A 19,545-nucleotide genomic window follows, 5' to 3' on the forward strand; every position below is an offset into this window, starting at 1 on the left:
TCATGAATCAAGCCAATCAAAACTTACTGCATCCTTCCCGCCAAGTCGGCGCAGATTTAGCCGCGTGGCGCAAAGTCGGCGGCGGCGAAGGCCTGCTGGCCGCGCTTGCCGATCCTCAAAGCATCGTTTCCAAACTGCAAGATGCCAATCTTTGCGGTATGGGCGGTGCAGGTTTCCCAACTTGGCGCAAATGGGAGGCCGCCGTTGCCGCCCAAAGTAAAAATGGCGACAAATACGTTGTCTGCAATGCCAATGAAGACGAACCGGGTACATTTAAAGACCGAGTACTGTTGGCAAATACGCCGCACCAAGTCATCGAAGGCGTATTGATTGCCGCCGTCGCCTGCCGCGCCAACAAAGCGGTTTTGTACGTCAACCCTCATCAAACCGACTCCATCGCCTCCATCACACCCGCCATCGAGCAATGGAAAAACAGCGATTTGTTCATCCGTATCGAAAACTACTTGGGCAAACCTTTGGACTTGCAACTGGTCGAAACTTCAGGCCGCTATATCGGCGGCGAAGAAACCGCCGTGATTTCTTGGCTGGAAGGCGGTTTCCCCTTCCCCCGACGCAAGCCTCCGTTCCCTGCCGAAAGCGGTGTCAACGGCGAGCCGACCCTGATCAACAATACCGAAACCTTCGCCAACATCCCGCAAATCCTTGCCAAAGGCGCGGAATGGTACAAATCGCTGGGTTTGGGCGATGCGGCCGGTACAAAACTCTACTCGCTTTCCGGCGACGTATTGAATCCGGGCCTGTACGAACTGCCGATGGGCACGACCCTGCAATCGCTGATTTTCGATCACGGCGGCGGTATGCTCGAAGGACGCACGTTTAAAGCCGTCTTTACCGGCGGCCCGTCCAATACGCTGCTGACCGCGAAAGATTTGGATGTGCCATTGGACTTCGTTTCCGTACGCGAACGCAAATCCAGCCTCGGTACGGGTGCGATGATTGTGATTTCCGAAGGAACAAGCGTGGTGCGTAAAGTATCTGAATATGTGGAGTTTTTTGCTGCCAACTCATGCGGACAATGCCCACCGTGCAAAGGCGGCACCTTCCAACTCTCGCGCCTGCTCAACCGCGTGGATACCGGCATCGGTACTTCCGACGACCTGCGCGCCTTGCAAAGCCTGTGCCAACTGCTGCCCCGAAGCGGCCGTTGCGGTTTGATTGACGGCGCGGTAACCGTGCTGCAAAGCTCGCTGCGTACTTTCCCCGAAGAGTACGGGCTGCCGGCGGGGCAGGATTAAGCCGCTAAGGCGTTTCAGACGGCAGGCAGGGTTGTCAGCCGACAAATTGATTAGGGTTTAAGCATTTGTCGGGTGTTACAACGTAAATCACTTGCCGGAAGGAAAACGATACGGCGTATCTTGAGGTTTTGCCCTCTCCCTAACCCTCTCCTACGGGGAGGGGGGACGGATTGCATAACGGTTGGCTTTCAACGCCATTATCCCCTCTCCCCGTGGGAGAGGGTTAGGGAGAGGGCAAAGCGAAAAAACACAAAGTGCAAAACGCAAAACTCAAGAAATGCCGTCTGAAAAAGAGGACGGTGCAAAACACGTTCAGACGGCATCCCCCCACCAAAATCAGGCACACGCCGTCTGAAACCCGATTTTCCCGATACTTCAAACTAGGAGACTAATATGGGCTTCAAGCCAATTCCTGCGGCGGTTGCGCTCGCGCTGACGCTGCTTATCTGGTTCGTTATCCCCGTTCCTCAAGGCGTATCGCCCGATGCGTGGCATCTTCTGGCACTGTTCGTCGGTATCATCGCCGGCATCATCGGCAAAGCGATGCCCATCGGCGCAATGGCGGTTTTGGGCATTACCCTGGTCGCGCTGACCGGCGTGACCAACGAAAAAGCCGCCGACGCGACCAAAGACGCTTTGAGCAGCCTCAACAACTCGTTAATCTGGATGATCGGTATCGCCATCATCATCTCGCGCGGCCTGTTGAAAACCGGCTTGGGGATGCGTATCGGCTACCTTTTGATTTCCCTTTTCGGCAAACGCACGCTGGGCGTGGGTTACAGCCTGGCATTGGCGGACTTGGTCATCGGCCCGGTAACGCCGAGCAACACCGCGCGCGGCGGGGCGATTGTGCATCCGATTATGAAATCCATCGCCTTGAGTTTCGACTCCGATCCTGAAAAAGGGACGGAAGGCAAAATCGGCAAATACCTTTCACTGGTCAACTTCCACGCCAACGTGATTACCTGCCTGATTTTTATCACCGCCACCGCGCCCAACCCGCTGGTCGTCGAACTGGTTGCCAAAGCCACCAATTCGCAAATCCAACTCTCTTGGGGCACTTGGTTCCTGGCGATGATCGTACCCGGTCTGATTGCGATGCTGCTGATGCCTCTGGTGCTGTATTTCCTGTATCCGCCCGAAATCAAACAAACGCCTGACGCGACCGCCCTTGCCAAAGAAAAACTGAAAGAAATGGGCGCGATGAAGCGCGACGAAAAAATGATGCTCGGCATTTTCGTGATCCTGCTGCTGTTGTGGGCGGGCATTCCCGAAATGCTGACCGGCGTGAAAGTCGATGCCACCGCCACTACCTTCCTCGGCTTGAGCCTCTGCCTTTTGAGCGGCGTACTGACTTGGGACGACGCACTGAAGGAAAAAAGCGCGTGGGACACCATCGTTTGGTTTGCCGCCTTGGTGATGATGGCGAACTTCCTCAACAAACTGGGGCTTATCGGCTGGTTGTCCGAATCCATGCAAAGCGGCATCACCCATTTGGGCTTGGGTTGGGAAGCCGGCTGCGCCCTGCTGATGCTTGCCTACCTCTACGCCCACTACGTTTTCGCCAGCGGCACGGCACACGTTACCGCGATGTTCGGTGCGTTTTACGGTGCGGGTCTGGCATTGGGCGCGCCCCCGATGCTGTTTGCCCTGATGATGGCGGCCGCCACCGGCATAATGATGTCGCTGACCCACTACGCCACCGGTTCCGCGCCTGTGATTTACGGCTCAAACTACGTCAATATGGGCGAATGGTGGAAGGCGGGCTTCATTATGAGCGTTATCGAAATCCTGATTTTCGCCACAGTCGGCATTTTGTGGTGGAAAGCTTTGGGTTATTGGTAAACCGCCGGCTGTTTGAATGTTAAGGCAAAAATGCCGTCTGAAACCGTTTCGCGTTTCAGACGGCATTTTCCCACCGCCGTCATTCCCGCGCAGGCGGGAATCCAGACCTTCGGGCAACGGCAATATTCAAAAATTATCTGAAAGTTTGAGGTTCTAGATTCCCGCTTTCGCGGGAATGACGAAGTTTCAGACGGCATCGGGGGCTTTGTCGGGCTTCAGACGGCATTTAGGTTTTGATGGGCTGAAGCCCGCCCTGCCATTACGCCCTACCATTATTTCCGCGTCCGTACCGTTTATTTGCGGAAACGGCAAACAAACCGCCACGCCCCCCCCCGACAAAAAAACAATCCGGAACGCGTCTGACCGTTCCGGATTGTTTCCAAGCGCATCCGCGCATCAGAACATACTGCGCACGCCCATATTGACCTGCCAATTCTGACGCATCGTGTGCATCGAAGACCTTTGCGCCTCAAAATAAAGCTGCCGTCCGTTTTCGGCATTGCGGCGCACCACGCCCAAGCCGTATTCCAACCAGCCGCCCCGGTGTTTGAATTCCTCCACGGCAGAGCCGTTGAACCTGTGGCGGATCGTGCCGATAAACTCGCGTTTGTACATCAGCTTGCCGTAGATGTTCAGCCTGCCGCCGTCCAAACCGTCCACGCCCGCCCGAAAGCCGAACCGCCCCATCAGGCTGCGGAAATTGTCCGTCTCGGCAGACAGCCCGTTTGACAGCGAAAAGCCGTAGCCGCGCGTAAACCAGTAGGACAACTGCGCTTCCGGCTGCCACCAATAGGTTTTGCCGCCGTCCTGTTTTTCCATCCGCCTGCCGGTTTCGGCGGAAAGCATATAGGCATTCAGGCGCGCCTCGTCCGATTCGACCCGTTTGCCTGCGTAATTGGTCAGCCCGTAGCTGCCCTTATATCGGGCGATGTTGGCGACCAAATCATAATAAGCCCTGCTTTCCCGGTTGAGCCAGGTAGAATAAACGCCTGCCGTCCTGCCGTAGATTTTGCCGCTGCCGGCATAGTCTTCGGGGGTGTAGGACGATTGGAGGTGGCGGAGCATCAGCCCTTTGTAATGAATCCATTTGTCGCCGAACCCCGTCCGGTTGAAGCCGCCGGCAAAGCCCCAATAGCGGTTGCCGTAGCCGCCCACGCGGTAATCGCTGCGGCTGCCGGCGAATTTTCCGCCGACGCGTTTGATCCAGACGTTGTTGTCTTCCTGCGGCGTTCCGTCGGCGTGGATTTCGCCCATACGCTGCACCAGCGTTTCATCGGAAACCGCGTTCAACTGATATAACGCCTCGCCGAAAAGGACACTGCTCGATGCGCCCGTCGACAGGGTGGCCGGGTAGAGGTAGAAGTCCCGCTTGCCGTCTGCGGAAATATTGACCTTTTTGGAATCACCCGACTCGCCCAAGGCAAAACACCACCCTCCCTGTTCCGTACAGCGGACATTTAATTCGTATGACGCTTTTGTGTTTTCGGCATCGCCTTTGTTTTCGACCAGCTTTAAAAACTCCCTGCCCGTCGTTTTTGCCTTGGCATTGTCTTCATATTCGATGACGTGTACGCCTTCGCTGCCTTTCCGGGTAATCAGCTTGTCCGATTCGCCTTTGACGATGTCGCCATACATTTTGAACACGCCGCCATCGCCCTTGAGATTGCTCACAGACACTTTGACGAATTTATTGTTGTCGCTAAATTCGACCTGCGCGTCTTCCGACAAATCCAACTCTTTCAGCATCGAATCATTGGTAACCGTCCAGCGCGCGCCGTTGCTTATTTTGAGGTTGACGGTGTTGTTTGTCTTGTCGTCGATCGCGCTGTCTTTAATCCAACCGTTTTCATCGAAGAACTCTTCAGATCTTTTGATTTCTTCTTCGAGTACCGCAACCCTTTCTATGTCGTTTTCTTTTATATGTTCTATTTGCCTTTTTTTGCTCCGAATTTTGTTTTCTTGCTGTTTTACTTTTACTTCTAGTTCTTTTCTCTTTTTATTATTTTGGTTGTCATTTTCATCTAGCTCAGCCAATTCTTTATTTAGTTTATCCAATTCCTGATTGAATTTATCCAATTCTTGATTGAATTTATCCAAAGCTGCTTTTTTTTGAGGCAATCTTTTCTGCTTAGTATCCAGCTCTTTCTTTTTCTTTTCAATCGACTTTGTATCGGGGGTTAAGTCATATCCGTCCGCATCCACGGTTAAGGCAAACATATCTTTCCCTTTGGCAAAGCTCCTTTTCCCGATATGTGCTTCCCCTTCAAAATAAGAGTCTTTGTTGGCAAGGTTCACGCTCACGCTGCCGCCGTTGTAGGCGAAAATATCGCCTTTGATTTTGACAACCTTGTCTTCCCCGCCGACAACCTCGACTTTGCTGTATTTCCCGTCAATCGCAAACGCGCTGCCTATACTTTTGGGCCTGCCTTGCCCGTCATAAACCGGCGTTGCAACGATATCGACATTCCCACGGAAAATCGCTTCCATTTTGGAGCCTTCCGGAATCTGCTTCTTATTGCCTATGCTATTGCTTGAATAGAAGCCGAAACCGTTGTTTTCCGCCTCGTCCTGTCCGTTCCTATCGATTTTAATATTCACATCGCCCTTGAACTCCATCGTGGTGATGCTTGGAGAAGCGTTGTTGAGGTTGATGCCTGAGTTACTATAGTGGTTGGCGGTAATGCCTTGTCCTATATTTTTTCCTGATTTGATGTTGATATTCAGCGTCGAGCCTTCTTCAGAAACAAAACGATATTCTCCCACTTTTTCACCATTATTAAGCAATGTAATACCTTCGACCCTGGGATTGGCATTCGGGTCCGCGTCTGCATTGATGGTATTGCGCCCTTTAAAGGTAAGCGTTGCCGGCGCCAAGCTTTCGGATTTTTGCGTATTGATTCTGTCATAAGACAAAATGCCGTAAGGCGCGTTATGGGCGGCTATGGTTACGTTTTCAAAAGTGATGTTGTTTTTACCCTCATAGCTTTGATCCGCCAACATCACGGCACCGCCCCTATGCCGTCCCGGTATGTACGTTTCGGGTAATGTGTACATGTAACCGTTTTTATTTATATTTCTTTCAATCGAGTTATTGTCAATCGTCGGCGAGGCATCGGCAGAGCCGTCTGCCAATTTGCCTTTTATCGTAATGTTATTCGTACCGCCGTTGGCGGCAATGATGAGGGAATTTAAGGGTTTGACTTCGGTTTCGCCATCGTAGGTGTAGTTGTTCTCTTGCCCTCCTTGTGCGAGGACGAGGGTGTATTTGTCTTCTTTAACGATTGTTCCTTTATTTACGTCCGCCCCTTGAGCGTGCATAGAAGCGGCCGCGAAGCCAAGTAAGATGCATTGAACTGTCTTTTTTTGTTTCATTAGTTTTCCATTTTGCGAGTATATAATTTTTATTATTATATGCTTAAATCATTGACACGCAAAAAAAAAAAAAAAAAAAAAAAAAAAAAAAAAATACAATTAATTTGTTGATATTTATATATTTTATATATAAAAATTAGCGGAAGTTTACATTTTTTGCCGTTGATTTTACGCAATAGGCTTGACAAGTTTCCGAAGCCTTGTAAAATAACGCACCTTCACGCGCCCATCGTCTAGAGGCCTAGGACACTGCCCTTTCACGGCGGCAACCGGGGTTCGAATCCCCGTGGGCGTGCCAATTTCTATTAGCCTGCAACCTGAAAAGGTGCAGGCTAATATTATTTTATCTTTATAATTCAATCGTATATTTTAAGTCTGAGCGATTCATGGCCTGCTCTTGTTTTGCCTCTTCTTTATGCTTTTTGTTTCTGTTTTTCTCTGTTTATGCCTATAATTGCAACGGATTTGCAACGCAATTTGCAACGGCGTTGCAACGGCTCGGAGATAAAAACAATGGCATCTATCCGCAAAAAATCTAACGGCATGTGGCTGGCGCAGGTTCGCCGGGTAGCTCGGGATGGGCTGCCGGCACTAAACCGATCGGCTTCGTTCCCGCGCAAGGCGGAAGCGGAGGCTTGGGCGGCTAAAATAGAAAATGAGTGGCGCACGCTGCGCTTTGGCGGTGCGCCGAATGTGCCGTTTTCGGAGGTGTTGGAGCGGTATAAAAACGAGGTATCGGTACATAAGCACGGCTGGCGCAATGAAACTAATATCATCAATCGCGTGTTGCGCACGCCGTTGGCTGAGGTGCGACTGCCGCATTTGTCGGAGCTGCAGTTTCAGGCGTGGGCAGACGAGCGTAAAAAAGAGGTAAGCACATCCACGTTGCGGCGGGAATGGGTGCTGCTGTCTAATGTTTTGACGGTGGCGTCCAAGCAATGGCGTTGGCTACCTGAAAACTTTATGCAGCGGCTGGATAAACCCGCAGACGGGCTGGCCCGTACGCAGCGGGTAACGGATGAGGATGCAGCGGCGGTGGCGTTTGCGGGTGGGTATACACCTGATTGTGTGCCAAACGCCCGCACTCAACGGGCGGCGGCAGCGTTTTATTTCGCGATGGAAACGGCGATGCGTGCAGGGGAAATTGTGATGCTGACGTGGGATTGTGTGTTTTATGATCGCCGCTATGTGCATATCCCGCTTACTAAAAACGGCCATCCGCGCAATGTGCCGCTAAGCAGCAAGGCGGTGGCGATTTTGCGGCAGATGGAAACGGTGCGCGAAAATGCTTTTGTGTTTAATATCACCAGCGGCTCGCTGGATGCGCTGTTTCGCAAGCTCAAGCGGCGCAGCTTGCTGGAAAACCTGCATTTTCACGATGCGCGGCGTGAAGCGCTGACGCGGCTTGCCAAGATATATTCGCCGATGGAGCTTGCTAAGATTTCGGGACATCGTGATTTGCGGATTTTGCTCAATACCTACTACGCGCCCACGGTGGAAGATTTGGCGGATAAGCTGGAATAAGGAAAGCGGCCGATTGGCCGCTTGTTTATTGCTGTCTGCATGATTTGATGTATTTCACGACGTCGCCGGCTATCCAGCGGCGGTTTTTTTTGCCGCTGCTGCGCGGGCGTTTTTCGGGGTCGACTGGCGCGGGAAAATCAGGGCGGCAGACGATTTTATTATAAGTGTAGCTGTAAGAGTAATTCATCATTTCGGCGATGTCGGCGGTATCGATCAGGATGGCCGAATCTTCGGTGAGCCCGGCCAGCCTGCCGCGCTGCTGATTATTATGCAGCTCCTGCACCATTGATAGGATGGTTTTAATCTCGTTCATTTTTTACCTCTGATTCTGCCGCGCGGGTTATTGGATATCAATCAAAACTGGTTCTTTGCCTGTTATCTGCCGTATTTCGCGCTTAAGGATGGCTAGGCAGATAAGGCCTGCGTTTTGGGCGATGCTGCCGCCGTCTTCGCCATCTTTCGGCATTGGTTCGTCCGATGTCAGTTTGATAAACAGGCCGTTCGGTTGGTCGCTGATGAGGATGTTTACTGTTGCCATTATTTGCCTCTCGTTTCAGGTGGCTCCGGGAGCGGTTGCCAGTAATCGGGGATGTAAATTACCTCTACAAATTCCCATCCTTCTTCATAACATTCCAAATATATGAATTTTTCTCCATCAAATTGGCAGATTCTCACTGCGCCACCGACACAGTAGGTCAAATAGTGACGTTTTTCTTCCGGCAGCCTCTCTTCCACGCTTATCCATTCGGATTGTGCGGCGCGGGCTTGCCACATTTTCCAGGCAAATTTGATGTGGTCGTAGGCGTACTCTCCGCTTTTCAATCTTTGTTTATAATTTGTGATTCCTGATTCGGGGATATTCTTTTCAAACTTTGCGCGTTCTTGTTCGATTCTTTCAGATGTCATCGCTTTGTCCTCCTGTTTCTTTTGATTTTGTCCTGTCTTCTTTTCCGCCTTTTGGCGGCTTGGTAGGTGTTTGACCGTCTCCGGTGCATAAGCTCTCCTGTTCGGTCGGTTGTTCAGACGGCCGCCTGTCAAAAAAGCGGCAGGCTGCACGGGAAGTAGTGTTTTTGCCCGTATTTTTCCGTCTGTATCAGGTTGCACAATTGGTCGCAAAACCCGTCAAATTCGGCGTGCGGCCAGCCTTCTATCTCGTTCACCATTTTGCTGAACTTCAATTCCCCGGCAATCCGATTTGCCACTGCGTCGCGGCATTGGTGTTCCAAAAGGACGGGGTCTTCTTTTTCCTTTGGCGGCGCGGGCTTTTGCACGGTTTGCCATAAGTCCGGTTCGATTTGCCAAGTGTCGGCGGCAAGCAGGGTGTCTGTTTTGCAGTCGTACAGTTCGCGGATGCAGCCGCCGCCGGTTTTGTCTTTGTCGATAACCAATAGGAGCACTTCGATTGGTGTGTCTTCAAACGCGTTCTGTATGCGGTTGAGTTCTGCCAGCCGGTTGCCGATGATTTCGCGGAATCGCTGTTCGCTTTTGCGGTAAGCGATGCCGGGAAACAGGATGAAAAATCCGAAGCGGCGGACGTTTTCCAATCCTTTTAAGACGAAGATGTCATCTACCACGCCTGATTTTTTCCACGGAAATTCCTGTGCGATGCGGCTTTGTTCGTCTTCGCCCAAATCTTTGAGTTTAATGGAAAACGGCGGATTCATCACGGTGCAGTCTTGCGGTTCGCCGTTGGTGTAAAGGAAAAGGCTTGTGTTGTACACGATTGCCGACGGGTAGTTTTGCAACAATGCTTCGCAGGCTTCGGGCTGTATCTCTACGGCGTGAAACTCGGACGGCAAAATATACTGCTCCAGTTGCCCGCTTCCCGCCGCGCCGTCAAATACGCCCGGGTGTTCGCCGCAGTATCGGCGGACTTTGGCGGCAACCAGCTTCCTCAAGCTGTCGCCGGTGATGTATTCGGCGTAGCTGTCGGCTTTTTTTCGGTTGTTATGTTCTTGAAACGTCATAGGTTTTCGTCCATTCTCTAGCTTGTTCGGGTGTGGCAAAACGTTTGCGGATGCGGCGGATGCGGTGCAGTCTGCCGTCTTCGCCGCGCTGCCAAATGCTGATTTCGCCGCGCCAGCAGTCGTGCCGTTTGTGTTTGATGCTGTGTCTGAATCCTTTGGTACTGGAATCGTGATAGACGCAGGTTCTGATGTATGTCGTCATGGTTGCCCTCTAGTCTTTCGGTTTTCTTTTCAGACGGCTTCAGTTGCCTGTATGCGCATGGCGGCATCTATTGCATCCCGGAATAAGGGCTATAGCGTGCCGTTTTTGCTGGCGTAGTCGCTTGCGGGCTTTTCCTTGCCGCACCGTGTGCATCTGATTTGTGTTTCCATATCTTTATTCCACCGGTTCGTAAGGCGGCTGCCAGTTAGCTAGGTCTGCGGTTTCAAATTCTTTGGCGGCTTTCGCGTCCCTTTCTGCAGCTTCAGCCTCTACGGCGTTCATACGCCGCATCCATGCGATCTTCCACTCCTGTTGTGTTTGTTCGGCATTCCATGCCGGCGGCGCGGTGTTCGCGGGTTGTGCCTCGCATCCGCCGTATACGGCGATGATGAGTAGGGATGTTGGAAACAGGAGCCGGTTAAAAATCTTTGCCATTTCCCCGCCCCTTTAGTCGAGTGCGCGCACCGATTCGCCCAAGTAGGCTTGCGGCCAGCTTTGGCGGATGATTTCCAGCGCGTCGGCTTTGTTGTCGGTTTGAATGTGGTTTCGGAGGATGGTGCACCGTCCGTCTGCTGTTTCGGTGATGGTGGCGATTTCGACGTCTTCGCCGCCGTGGTACGGCAGCATGACCGGGTAGGTTTTCATATTGATCCCTGGTGTTTCGTTTTGATGGCATCAATATTAGCAAATTGCTATATATTAAGTAAATAGCAAAATGCACTATTTTTGTATATTTCTGCTATTTTATTGATATGTAAGACAATTATTTTGATAAAAAAAATCCCGCAATCCGTGGTAAATTGCGGGATTTTTTATATTTTGATTACAGGCTTATGATTTCTAATGGTAAAACTGCTACAAATTTAGAGATAATGATAAATTCCCCTTCATACTCGGGATTGATTTCAAATGGGTCATATAGTGGGTTGTCAGATTTGGCAATCATTTTACCGGGCAGCTTTTGCAGCCGTTTCATATAACAGCCATCCCGATAATAAAAGGCGTAAATGCCGTCGCCGTCAAAATAATTAATGCGCGTATCGACAAATGCCAGCCCTTTTTGTGGCAGGGTGGGCTCCATTGAATCGCCGCTGATGCCAACAATATCTAAATGTTCTACATCATGCCGCCCGAACAGCTTTATTACTTGATTGGTTGGAATTTCTAGTGTTCTGATAACTTCGGGGAAATCTGCATTTACCACGCCTTCGCCACAAGATACCAGAATTTCTTTGTGGCGGAATGTGATGCTATCCCTTACTACAGGCTCTTCCTCTTCCTCTTCTATTTCGCCTAACGGGCGATCAAGCCAACCTGTCGGCTTGTTTACTCGTTTTTCAATTTCGCGGGCAGTAGTGTTCCGCAAAGAGCGCGGCGTACCGGTTACGCTGGGCGTACCGTTAATCCATTGCCATATTTGGGTTGGGCTCTTATCAATTTTCCGCGCCAGCTCCGCTTGAGAGCCGTATTCCTGCACCAGCATATTCAAGCGTTCTCTGCGGATTTCTTCAATCGATTTCATGTTGCACACTCCTTTTCCCTAAATCATAGCAAAACGCTATATAAATAAAATATGCAATTTGCTATTGACTTGCAAATAGCAAATTGCTAGTATATTGCTATTGATAAAGGAATAGCGATGACACTTACAGAATTTTTGGAAGCACGAAAAATGACGGTAAACGCATTTTCCCGTTTGCTTGGCTGCCATCAGCCGGATTTGACCCGTTGGGCTAAAGGTACGCGCCCTGTGCCCGCGCATTGGTGTGTGGCTATTGAGCAAAAAACAGATGGGGCGGTTACTCGGAAAGAACTGCGCCCGCACGATTACGCACAGATTTGGCCGGAGCTGGCTGCCTAGTTTCCTCTTTCTTCGGCACTCCCTCCCTTGTGCCGGGGTTTCCGGCGGCTTTTTATTCTTCTTTTCCGCCGTTTTTTATACTGCCTGCCGCTGTTTACGCAGGGGTAGGCTTTTTTTACGCCTTTTTCAGGCTACCTGAAAGCTGTGTTATGAGCCAATCTATTGATTTTTCCACTATTTCAAATGCTGCCTTAAACTCGGTGGACAATCTGCTGGCGGAATGGCTGCCGTCCGGCCAGTTTGACGGGCATGAGTTCGTGGCGCTCAATCCCACGCGCGCGGATAAAAAGCTGGGCAGTTTCCGCGTCAATACCCGCACGGGGGTTTGGGCGGATTTTGCCACGGGAGACAAAGGCGGCGATTTAATCGACCTGTATGCCTACCTGAACAGCTGCAATGCGGCGCAGGCGGTGCGCTCGATTGCCGAGCGTTTGAGCCTGGGCGGTTTTTCACCGGTGCAAAAGGTGGCGCTGGACGGCGGCAATGCGGCCAAACCGGGCAAAAACGCGCGCTGGCAGCCGATTGTGCCGGTGCCGCCCTATGCCTTAAAAACGATGAATTTCCGCCACTCGTTCCGCCAAGGCGAACGGGCGGAGCCGGTGTTTACTTCGGTGTTCCGCGATGCCGACGGGCAGGTGCTCGGCGCGGTGGCGCGGTTTATCAAGTCGGACGGCAGCAAAATCGACCTACCCTACACGTTTTGCGAAAACTTGGATACGCACGAAAAAATGTGGCGCTGGCGCGGCTGGCAGGGTTTGCGCCCGCTGTACGGTTTGGACGCGCTGGCGGCCGATCCTACGCGCCCGGTGCTGGTGGTGGAAGGCGAAAAGTGCAAAAACGCGGCGGATGCGGCGCAGCCGGGCTATGCGGTGATTACTTGGCACGGCGGCGCGGGCAACTGGGATAAGACGGATTGGTCATCGGTGCAAAACCGGCGCGTGATTCTGTGGCCGGACTGCGACAGCCAGCGGGAAAAACTGACGGCAGCCGAGCGCAAGGCGGGGGTGTATGCGGAGAGCAAGCCGTATCTGGACAAATACGCGCAGCCGGGCATGGCGGCGATGCTAGGCATTGCCGAGCGGCTGACGGCGCAAGGCTGCCAAGTGGTGTTTGTGCGCACGCCTGAGCCGGGTGTGTGGCCGGCGGGATACGATATTGCCGATGCGCTGGCCGATCGCGGGCAGATTATTGATGCGTTGGCGGCATTGAGCTGGCAGCATTTGGCGGATTACACCGCCGAATACGCCGAGGTATTGGCGGCGGCGCAGGCTTCAGGCTGCCTGAAACAGGATGCCCCGCCTCCCGCACCCGCCACGGGGAACGAGCCTCCGGAAGTGGAGGTACGCGAAAACACGGGGGGCGGCGGGGAAAATATGCCGGAAACGCCGGAAGGCGAAAGCCGCTATCAGGAAAATCTTGACCGCTTGAAACGGGAATTTGCCCTCATCGAGGGTAAGAGCCGCGCCGTGAGCAGAAAAACGGGCGTGGAATACAGCCGCAAAGCCTTGGTCGACCATTTTTGCAAAAAATCGGTGGACAACTGGTTTAATTGGGGGCGCGCGCCGGTGATGACCCAATATGAGGTCAACAAGCTCAAGCGCGACCGGGCGGCATTTCAGGTAGCCCAAGACGACGACCTGAAAGATATGATGGAGCGCTATGTGTATTTGGACGGCAGCTCCAGCATTTGGGATAACCAACTGTGGCGCATGATTGACCAGGGCTCTGCCAAGCTGGCGATGGGCAGCCAGTTTAAGATTTGGCAAGACAGCCCGGCACGCATTGTGAAACGCTTTGACCGCGTGGTGTTCGAGCCGGGGCGGGAAATGTCGGACGAATACATCAATATCTATCGCGGGCTGCCGCTGGCGGACAAGGTAAAATTCCCCGTGCCGCGTGAGGAGATGCCGGCTTGGTGGCTGAATGTGTTGGATTTATACCCGGGCTGCCGCGCCATCCAAAAGCTGATTGCGCATTTGTGCAACCATGATTTGCAGATAATGGAGTTTGTGTATAACTGGCTGGCTTATCCGCTGCAGCACCCGGGGGCGAAGCTGACTACTTCGCTGGTGATGCACGGCGATGTGCACGGCGCAGGCAAATCCTTGCTGTTTGAGGAGATTATCAAGCCGATGTACGGCGATTATGCGGCCACGCTGGGGCAGTCGGATTTGGAGAGCAACTACACGGGCAACCGCTCGGGCAAGCTGTTTATTGTCTTCGAGGAGGTTTTTAATACCAAGCAAAAATACGACCAAACCGGAGCGATGAAACACATGATCACCGGCAAAACGATGCGCATCGAGCGTAAGTTTGTGGACAGCTACGAAGAGGCCAACCACATCAACTGCGTATTTTTATCCAACGAGGCGCAGCCGTTTAAAATCGAAGAAAACGACCGCCGCTACTTTGTGATTTGGCCGAAAAACAGGCTGCCTGAAAGACTGCGTGCGGAATTGGAGGTGGAGCTGGGCGCGGACGGGGTACTGCAGTTTTTTATGTTGCTGTTGTCTTTGCCGCTCACTATCAATTACACTAGGCAGCCTGCCGATGACCCCACGCTGCCGGACGTGGTGGTGGAAATCGAAATAGGCTCCTCGCGCTTCGACCCGCACACCAAACCGCCGATGACGGAGGCTAAGGCCAATGTTATCAATTATGGACGGTATGGGTGGCAGACGTTTTATATGGAGTGGGAGCGCGGTGAAATCGAGAATATCCCCTACTGCGCAGCGATTACCGGCGATGTGTGGGATTTGTATTTGTGGTGGTGTACTAAAAACAACGAGCGGCAGATTTCCAAATCGAAATTCCTGCAGCACATTGCCAGTAAGATGCCAAGGGCGCGGCGGTGGTGGCGTTTGCCCAATAGCCCGCGCCCGGAGAAAAAGATGCAGGATAATATCTTCCTCCCGCCCGGCATCCGCCCGCCTCAGGGCACGCCTGAAATGGACTTTATCGGCCCGCAGGTGCTTAGATTCCAGCAGGCGGTGCAAGACCTGCGAAATCCGAAAAACTACTAAACGCTGCACAACTGCACAAAATGCACTTTTGCCCCACCCCGCAAATCCACGCTGGGCGGGGCTTTGTGCACTTTGTGCAGTGTGTGCAGCATTTTTCGCGTGCGCGTACGCGCGTTATATATAGGTGTATTTCCTGCTACTCTACCCGCCTTTTTATTTTTTTCTCTATGCGTGTAAAAATATACTGCATATACTGCACAAAGTGCACAAATGCCCACCAGATAAGGCTTTCAGCGATTTTCAAAACTGCATAAATATGCACTTTGTGCAAAACTTGTAAAAAACAGGATTTTTTGCCGCTTTATCTGTTGTTTTATCGAGGTTTTTAGTAAAATAGCGGCACAATAAAAAAAAGCGGCAGAGGGCTGCCGCGTAAGAGGTAACAAAAGGGGCATGGGTATCATGCTGTGTTTGATTTTTCCGAAGATGCAAAAGATGCGCTGATGCGCGAATGGGCGGATTGGAGACGTCGGGCTGTGCAGGTAGGGCCGAACGGCTACAAGCCGAGTTCTTTAAACATTTTGATGGCAGGCGGCACGCCCGGTGGCGGAGGCTTCCATTCGGTGGTGCTCTCCTATGGTGCGGATGTGGATTCGGTGTTTGTACTAATCGACCGTGCCGTAAACCAACTGCCGATAATTCCTAGGTTGGTGGTGCGCCGATACTACCAACAACTCGGCACCGTGGATCAGATGGCGGCGGATTTGGGAGTGTCGCGCCGAACGATGTATAAGCTGCGTGATTCGGCTGTTAATTCGGTGTTTACCGATGCGCGGTTAAAAAAGATGTTAAAAGCTGCTTGACAGTTTATGTAAACTGCGCGTAGCATAATATGAAAGAATGGGTTAAGTTGTATATATCCCATGTGGTTTGGTGAAAAATGTATTACTCATCGCCGCCCAGAGTTAAATCTGGGCGGTTTTGGCTTATTGGGAGAATGCTGTGTTTGTTGTTTCCGCCAGGGTGAAAGCCGATACTGCCACGGCACATCTCAATGCGCTGGAGCGTAAGCAGCTGCCGTTTGCGTATTCGCTGGCAGTAAACCGCACGGCAAAACTGGTAAAGCAGGCGGAAATCGACAAGATGCGGGCAGTATTCGACCGCCCTACGCCCTACACACTAAACAGCCTATATGTAAAACCCGGCACGAAAGCCAACCCATCTGCTTACGTTTGGCTTAAATACGATACGTTCAAAGGCACCCCGGCGGAAAAATACCTACTGCCGCAAATCGATGGCGGCAGCCGCAGCCACAAACGCTTCGAGCGGGCGTTGCAAGGGGTGGGCGCAATGCCGAAAGGCTATTACTGCATCCCGGGTAAATTTGCGCAGATGGATAATTACGGCAACTGGAGCCGTGGGCAGATTGTAAAAATCCTGTCCTATTTTCGTGCCTTCCCCGAAAGTGGCTACCGCGCAAATATGACCGATGCCGCCCGCCGCCGTTTGGCACGGGGCACAAAAAAGAAACGCGGCTATACCTTCGTGGCTATCGGTAAGCGCCAAGGCCGCCGCCCCGGCATCTACCAAATCTTGGCAGACGGCAAACATTGGCGGCCTATTGCTCTGTTTGTTCAGCGGGCTGGATACAGTAAGCGCTTCCCTTACTTCGAGACTGCAGAACATACGATTGATCGTGAGTTCCCTGAGCAGATGCGCAAGGCCATCGATGCTGCTATAAAATCGGCGCGGTGAAACAAAAGGTACTCCGGCGGGTGACCAAAACGCGGGTAATTCGAACCACGATTTTTGTGAAGCGGGAGGGTGCTATAGCTTCCTTCCTCCCTTTTGCCTGTAGTGGCAATGGGTTATTTGATTCTGCCGTTTGGCTTGTTTGCCAGCGGTTTTTTTATTGGTGAGGCTACCTGAAAAGGGTGGTGTGTTGAGTTTGCCCGTGTACTTATGCGGGCTTTTTTATGGAGTGTGTTTCAGGCAGCCTGTGGAAATACCGGGTTAAGACGAAATCAGATATTGAGCATAGTCGGTTAATCATCCGCAGGCTGCCTGAAACACATTGAGGGGCGGCTTATGTTGGTAAACAAGCGTGAGCTGTCGGAAATCTTGGGCATAACAGAACGCTCGCTGACCGAATGGCAAAAGGAAGGATTGCCGGTGGCATCGTTTGCTGATTTGCGCGGGCAAGCCAACGAATACGATACCAAGGCTGTTATTGGTTGGCTGATACAGCGCGAATTGCAGCGGCTCAACCGCGAGAAACCGCGCGACAGGTTGGATAGGCTGAAAGCCGACGCCATCGAACTTGAGATTAAAGAGCGCACCGGCGAACTGGCCCCGGCGGCATTGTTTGAACGTGCATGGGCGGATCACATCACCGCCGCGCGCACCGAATTTTTAACCCTGCCTGAAACACTGGCCTCTGAATTGAGCGCGATTGTCGGGCAGCCGATAGACAGCAAACTCATCACCGCCCATGTGGAGCGGGCACTGGAAAAACTGGCGAATTACGGAGCAGAAGATGCAGAACTCGGCGGCGATGATGCAGCAGAATATGGCGGCCACGGTGCGCCGGGTGCTACGCGAGGTGTGTAGCAAATGGGCTCCGCCTGTAAAAATGCGCATCCGCGACTGGGCGAACAAATACCGTTATCTCTCCAGCGTGGAGGCAGCCCGCCCAGGTAAATACGTTTTAGGTGTTACTCCCTACCTCGAATGGGACAACGGCCCATTGGATGCGCTGGACGACCCGAATGTGTCGGTGGTGTGCTGCATGAAATCGGCACAGGTAGCCTGGACAAGCGGCGTGCTCGGCAACTTGCTGGGGCGCACCATCGCCACCGCGCCCTGCCCGATTTTGGTTTTATTCCCGAAAGAAGGCGCCGCCAAGGAATACATGGATGAGAAATTCATGCCGATGGTGGAAGCCACCCCGGTATTGCGCGAAAAAATCGACATCCGCGTGCGGGCGCAAGGGCAGCGCCAGCTGTTTAAAAAGTTCGCCGGCGGCTTTCTGAAGCTGGTGGGGTCGAACTCTCCGGCCAGTGTGAAATCCAGCCCCGTGCCCTTGGTGTGCGTGGAAGAGCCGGACGACTGTAACCTCAACCTGCGCGGCCAAGGCGACAGCATCAAACTGGCCAAAGAGCGCACCAAAACCTTTGCCAAACCGAAAATCGTCATCGGCGGCACGCCCACGGTGGCGGGGGTGAGCACCATCGAAGCCGAGATGGAATTGAGCGACAAGCGCGTGGGCATGATTCCGTGCCACGAATGCGGCGAAGCCCATGTGCTCAATTTTGACTACCTGCAATGCGACCAAGACCCGAACGGCAACCATCCCGTATTCGGCAAATTCTTGCCGGAAACCGCCTACTACGTTTGCCCGCATTGCGGCTGCATGTGGAACGACGTGCAGAAAAACCGCAACGTGAAGCGCGGCTGGTGGCAGGCCACCGCCCCGTTCCACGGCACAGCGGGCTTTTACCTAAATGAACTGTACAGCCCCTTCCCCGGCTCAGTGTTTGCCGAGCTGATGAAAAAATGGCTCACCGCCAAACACGAAGAGGAAGCCGGCGATATTGCGCCGATGATTACCTTTGTCAATTCCAGCAAGGGTCTGCCGTTTGAGGTGTTGGGCGATGGGCCGCAGGGCGACGAGCTGGCGGCGCGCGCGCTGGATTACGCCGAAAACACCGTGCCGCTGGGTGGGCTGATTTTGACAATGGGGGTGGACGTGCAGCACGACCGCCTGGCTTACATCATACGCGCCTGGGGGCGGGGAGAGGAGAGCTGGCTGGTATCGTGGGGCGAAATCTACGGCAACACGCCCGACATCAAATCAGACGTATGGCTGGCGCTGGCGGAAAAAATCTACAAACACACCTACCGCCATGCCAACGGCGCCGCGATGCGTATTTTGGCGGTGGGCATCGACAGCTCGGACGGGCAGACCTCGGATGCGGTGTACAACTTTGTGCGCCACTACCGCCGCCACAACGGCGTGAACCTGATGGCCATCAAAGGCAGCAGCAACGAGGATAAGGAGATTTTCACCCGCCCGCGCGACATCGACCTGAAACACCGCAACACTAAAGCCGACCGGCGCGGGGTGCAGGTGTACAGCGTGGGGGTGAGTAAAGCCAAAGACCTCATCATCGGCGAACACGGCCGCGTCAGCCTTACCGGCAGCGGCCCCGGCCGCCTGCACAACTACAAAGAGGTGCGGGCCGATTACTACGACCAGCTGTTGAGCGAGGTTAAAGTGCCCAGCCGCCTAAACCGGCACAAAAAAGTGTGGCAAAAAAAGGTGGGGGTGCGCAACGAGGCGCTGGACTGCGAGGTTTACGCCCTGCACGCCGCCCGCAGCCTGAAAACACACAGCATGTCCGAGGTGCAGTGGGCGATGTACGAAAAAGCGGTGTTGCAACCGGCGCTGTTTGCCGAAACCCCCGCCGAGACGGAAAAAGAGCCTGAAACCATATCTGCCGCTCCGGCCATGACCCGCCGCCGTGGCGGTAATTTTGCGAAAAAATGGTGAGTA

At 52.9% G+C, this 19,545-nt stretch carries 20 protein-coding genes and 1 tRNA gene; 11 read left to right on the forward strand and 10 right to left on the reverse strand.

Annotation, left to right across the window (positions count from 1 at the left end; translation table 11 throughout):
- Positions 1-2: 2 nt before the first annotated feature.
- The 3 genes from DBY86_RS06840 (at position 3) to DBY86_RS06845 (ending at position 3,101) form a co-directional block, all read left to right on the forward strand.
- On the forward strand, positions 3-1,256 hold the full coding sequence (locus DBY86_RS06840) for an NADH-ubiquinone oxidoreductase-F iron-sulfur binding region domain-containing protein (RefSeq protein WP_107819404.1): 1,254 nt from the start codon (positions 3-5) through the stop codon (positions 1,254-1,256).
- Positions 1,257-1,437: 181 nt separating this feature from the next.
- Positions 1,438-1,611, forward strand: coding sequence for a hypothetical protein (locus DBY86_RS13030; protein ID WP_159068559.1), 174 nt, complete (start codon positions 1,438-1,440; stop codon positions 1,609-1,611).
- A gap of 38 nt (positions 1,612-1,649) precedes the next feature.
- A complete protein-coding gene (locus DBY86_RS06845) occupies positions 1,650-3,101 on the forward strand; it encodes a DASS family sodium-coupled anion symporter (protein ID WP_107819405.1) in 1,452 nt (483 codons plus the stop codon).
- A gap of 186 nt (positions 3,102-3,287) precedes the next feature.
- Here the strand turns inward: DBY86_RS06845 and DBY86_RS13965 are convergent, their stop codons facing one another.
- Both DBY86_RS13965 and DBY86_RS13355 read right to left on the reverse strand, forming a co-directional pair.
- The gene (locus DBY86_RS13965) at positions 3,288-3,413 is read right to left on the reverse strand and encodes a hypothetical protein (RefSeq protein ID WP_301001441.1); all 126 of its coding nucleotides are present in this window, start codon (positions 3,411-3,413) and stop codon (positions 3,288-3,290) included.
- A gap of 84 nt (positions 3,414-3,497) precedes the next feature.
- Positions 3,498-6,473 carry an autotransporter outer membrane beta-barrel domain-containing protein gene (locus tag DBY86_RS13355; protein ID WP_199901061.1) on the reverse strand — a complete coding sequence of 992 codons (2,976 nt, stop codon included), beginning with the start codon at positions 6,471-6,473 and terminating at the stop codon, positions 3,498-3,500.
- A 222-nt stretch (positions 6,474-6,695) separates the two neighbouring features.
- On the opposite strand from DBY86_RS13355, the gene DBY86_RS06865 reads away from it, so the two are divergent.
- Together DBY86_RS06865 and DBY86_RS06870 are read left to right on the forward strand one after the other, a co-directional pair.
- A tRNA-Glu gene (locus DBY86_RS06865) sits at positions 6,696-6,771 on the forward strand.
- Positions 6,772-6,986: 215 nt separating this feature from the next.
- Entirely contained in the window at positions 6,987-7,997 is a 1,011-nt protein-coding gene (locus tag DBY86_RS06870) for a site-specific integrase (RefSeq protein WP_107819406.1), read from the forward strand.
- A gap of 25 nt (positions 7,998-8,022) precedes the next feature.
- Here the strand turns inward: DBY86_RS06870 and DBY86_RS06875 are convergent, their stop codons facing one another.
- The 8 genes from DBY86_RS06875 to DBY86_RS06910 form a co-directional block, all read right to left on the reverse strand.
- Positions 8,023-8,310, reverse strand: a complete 288-nt coding sequence (locus DBY86_RS06875; RefSeq protein WP_159068560.1) for a hypothetical protein — start codon at positions 8,308-8,310, stop codon at positions 8,023-8,025.
- A 27-nt stretch (positions 8,311-8,337) separates the two neighbouring features.
- On the reverse strand, positions 8,338-8,535 hold the full coding sequence (locus DBY86_RS06880) for a hypothetical protein (protein WP_107819408.1): 198 nt from the start codon (positions 8,533-8,535) through the stop codon (positions 8,338-8,340).
- On the reverse strand, positions 8,535-9,101 hold the full coding sequence (locus DBY86_RS06885; RefSeq protein ID WP_234403407.1) for a DUF551 domain-containing protein: 567 nt from the start codon (positions 9,099-9,101) through the stop codon (positions 8,535-8,537). Before DBY86_RS06885 ends, DBY86_RS06880 begins: the two co-directional genes overlap by 1 nt.
- The gene (locus DBY86_RS06890; protein ID WP_234403408.1) at positions 9,032-9,964 is read right to left on the reverse strand and encodes an SAM-dependent methyltransferase; all 933 of its coding nucleotides are present in this window, start codon (positions 9,962-9,964) and stop codon (positions 9,032-9,034) included. The genes DBY86_RS06885 and DBY86_RS06890 overlap by 70 nt, the downstream gene beginning before the upstream one ends.
- Positions 9,945-10,166, reverse strand: a complete 222-nt coding sequence (locus DBY86_RS06895) for a hypothetical protein (RefSeq protein ID WP_107819410.1) — start codon at positions 10,164-10,166, stop codon at positions 9,945-9,947. The genes DBY86_RS06890 and DBY86_RS06895 overlap by 20 nt, the downstream gene beginning before the upstream one ends.
- Positions 10,167-10,340: 174 nt before the next feature.
- Positions 10,341-10,601 carry a hypothetical protein gene (locus DBY86_RS06900; protein ID WP_107819411.1) on the reverse strand — a complete coding sequence of 87 codons (261 nt, stop codon included), beginning with the start codon at positions 10,599-10,601 and terminating at the stop codon, positions 10,341-10,343.
- 12 nt (positions 10,602-10,613) lie between these two features.
- The gene (locus tag DBY86_RS06905; protein ID WP_107819412.1) at positions 10,614-10,811 is read right to left on the reverse strand and encodes a hypothetical protein; all 198 of its coding nucleotides are present in this window, start codon (positions 10,809-10,811) and stop codon (positions 10,614-10,616) included.
- 178 nt (positions 10,812-10,989) lie between these two features.
- Positions 10,990-11,688 carry a S24 family peptidase gene (locus DBY86_RS06910; protein WP_107819413.1) on the reverse strand — a complete coding sequence of 233 codons (699 nt, stop codon included), beginning with the start codon at positions 11,686-11,688 and terminating at the stop codon, positions 10,990-10,992.
- A gap of 117 nt (positions 11,689-11,805) precedes the next feature.
- Between DBY86_RS06910 and DBY86_RS06915 the strand changes: the two genes are divergently transcribed.
- The 6 genes from DBY86_RS06915 (at position 11,806) to DBY86_RS06940 (ending at position 19,542) form a co-directional block, all read left to right on the forward strand.
- Positions 11,806-12,027 (forward strand): YdaS family helix-turn-helix protein, encoded by a 222-nt coding sequence (locus tag DBY86_RS06915; RefSeq protein ID WP_107819414.1) that lies wholly within the window; start codon positions 11,806-11,808, stop codon positions 12,025-12,027.
- A 149-nt stretch (positions 12,028-12,176) separates the two neighbouring features.
- Positions 12,177-15,050: a DUF5906 domain-containing protein gene (locus DBY86_RS06920; protein WP_159068562.1), complete on the forward strand. Its 2,874-nt coding sequence runs from the start codon at positions 12,177-12,179 to the stop codon at positions 15,048-15,050.
- Positions 15,051-15,457: 407 nt separating this feature from the next.
- Positions 15,458-15,853 carry a hypothetical protein gene (locus DBY86_RS06925; RefSeq protein WP_159068563.1) on the forward strand — a complete coding sequence of 132 codons (396 nt, stop codon included), beginning with the start codon at positions 15,458-15,460 and terminating at the stop codon, positions 15,851-15,853.
- A gap of 118 nt (positions 15,854-15,971) precedes the next feature.
- On the forward strand, positions 15,972-16,745 hold the full coding sequence (locus DBY86_RS06930; RefSeq protein ID WP_159068564.1) for a hypothetical protein: 774 nt from the start codon (positions 15,972-15,974) through the stop codon (positions 16,743-16,745).
- 333 nt (positions 16,746-17,078) lie between these two features.
- On the forward strand, positions 17,079-17,600 hold the full coding sequence (locus tag DBY86_RS06935; protein WP_107819418.1) for a terminase small subunit: 522 nt from the start codon (positions 17,079-17,081) through the stop codon (positions 17,598-17,600).
- The gene (locus DBY86_RS06940; RefSeq protein WP_234403409.1) at positions 17,527-19,542 is read left to right on the forward strand and encodes a phage terminase large subunit family protein; all 2,016 of its coding nucleotides are present in this window, start codon (positions 17,527-17,529) and stop codon (positions 19,540-19,542) included. The genes DBY86_RS06935 and DBY86_RS06940 overlap by 74 nt, the downstream gene beginning before the upstream one ends.
- Positions 19,543-19,545 lie beyond the last annotated feature (3 nt).

Source organism: Neisseria bergeri (assembly GCA_003044455.1).
In the GTDB taxonomy this organism is placed as follows: Bacteria; Pseudomonadota; Gammaproteobacteria; order Burkholderiales; family Neisseriaceae; genus Neisseria; species Neisseria bergeri.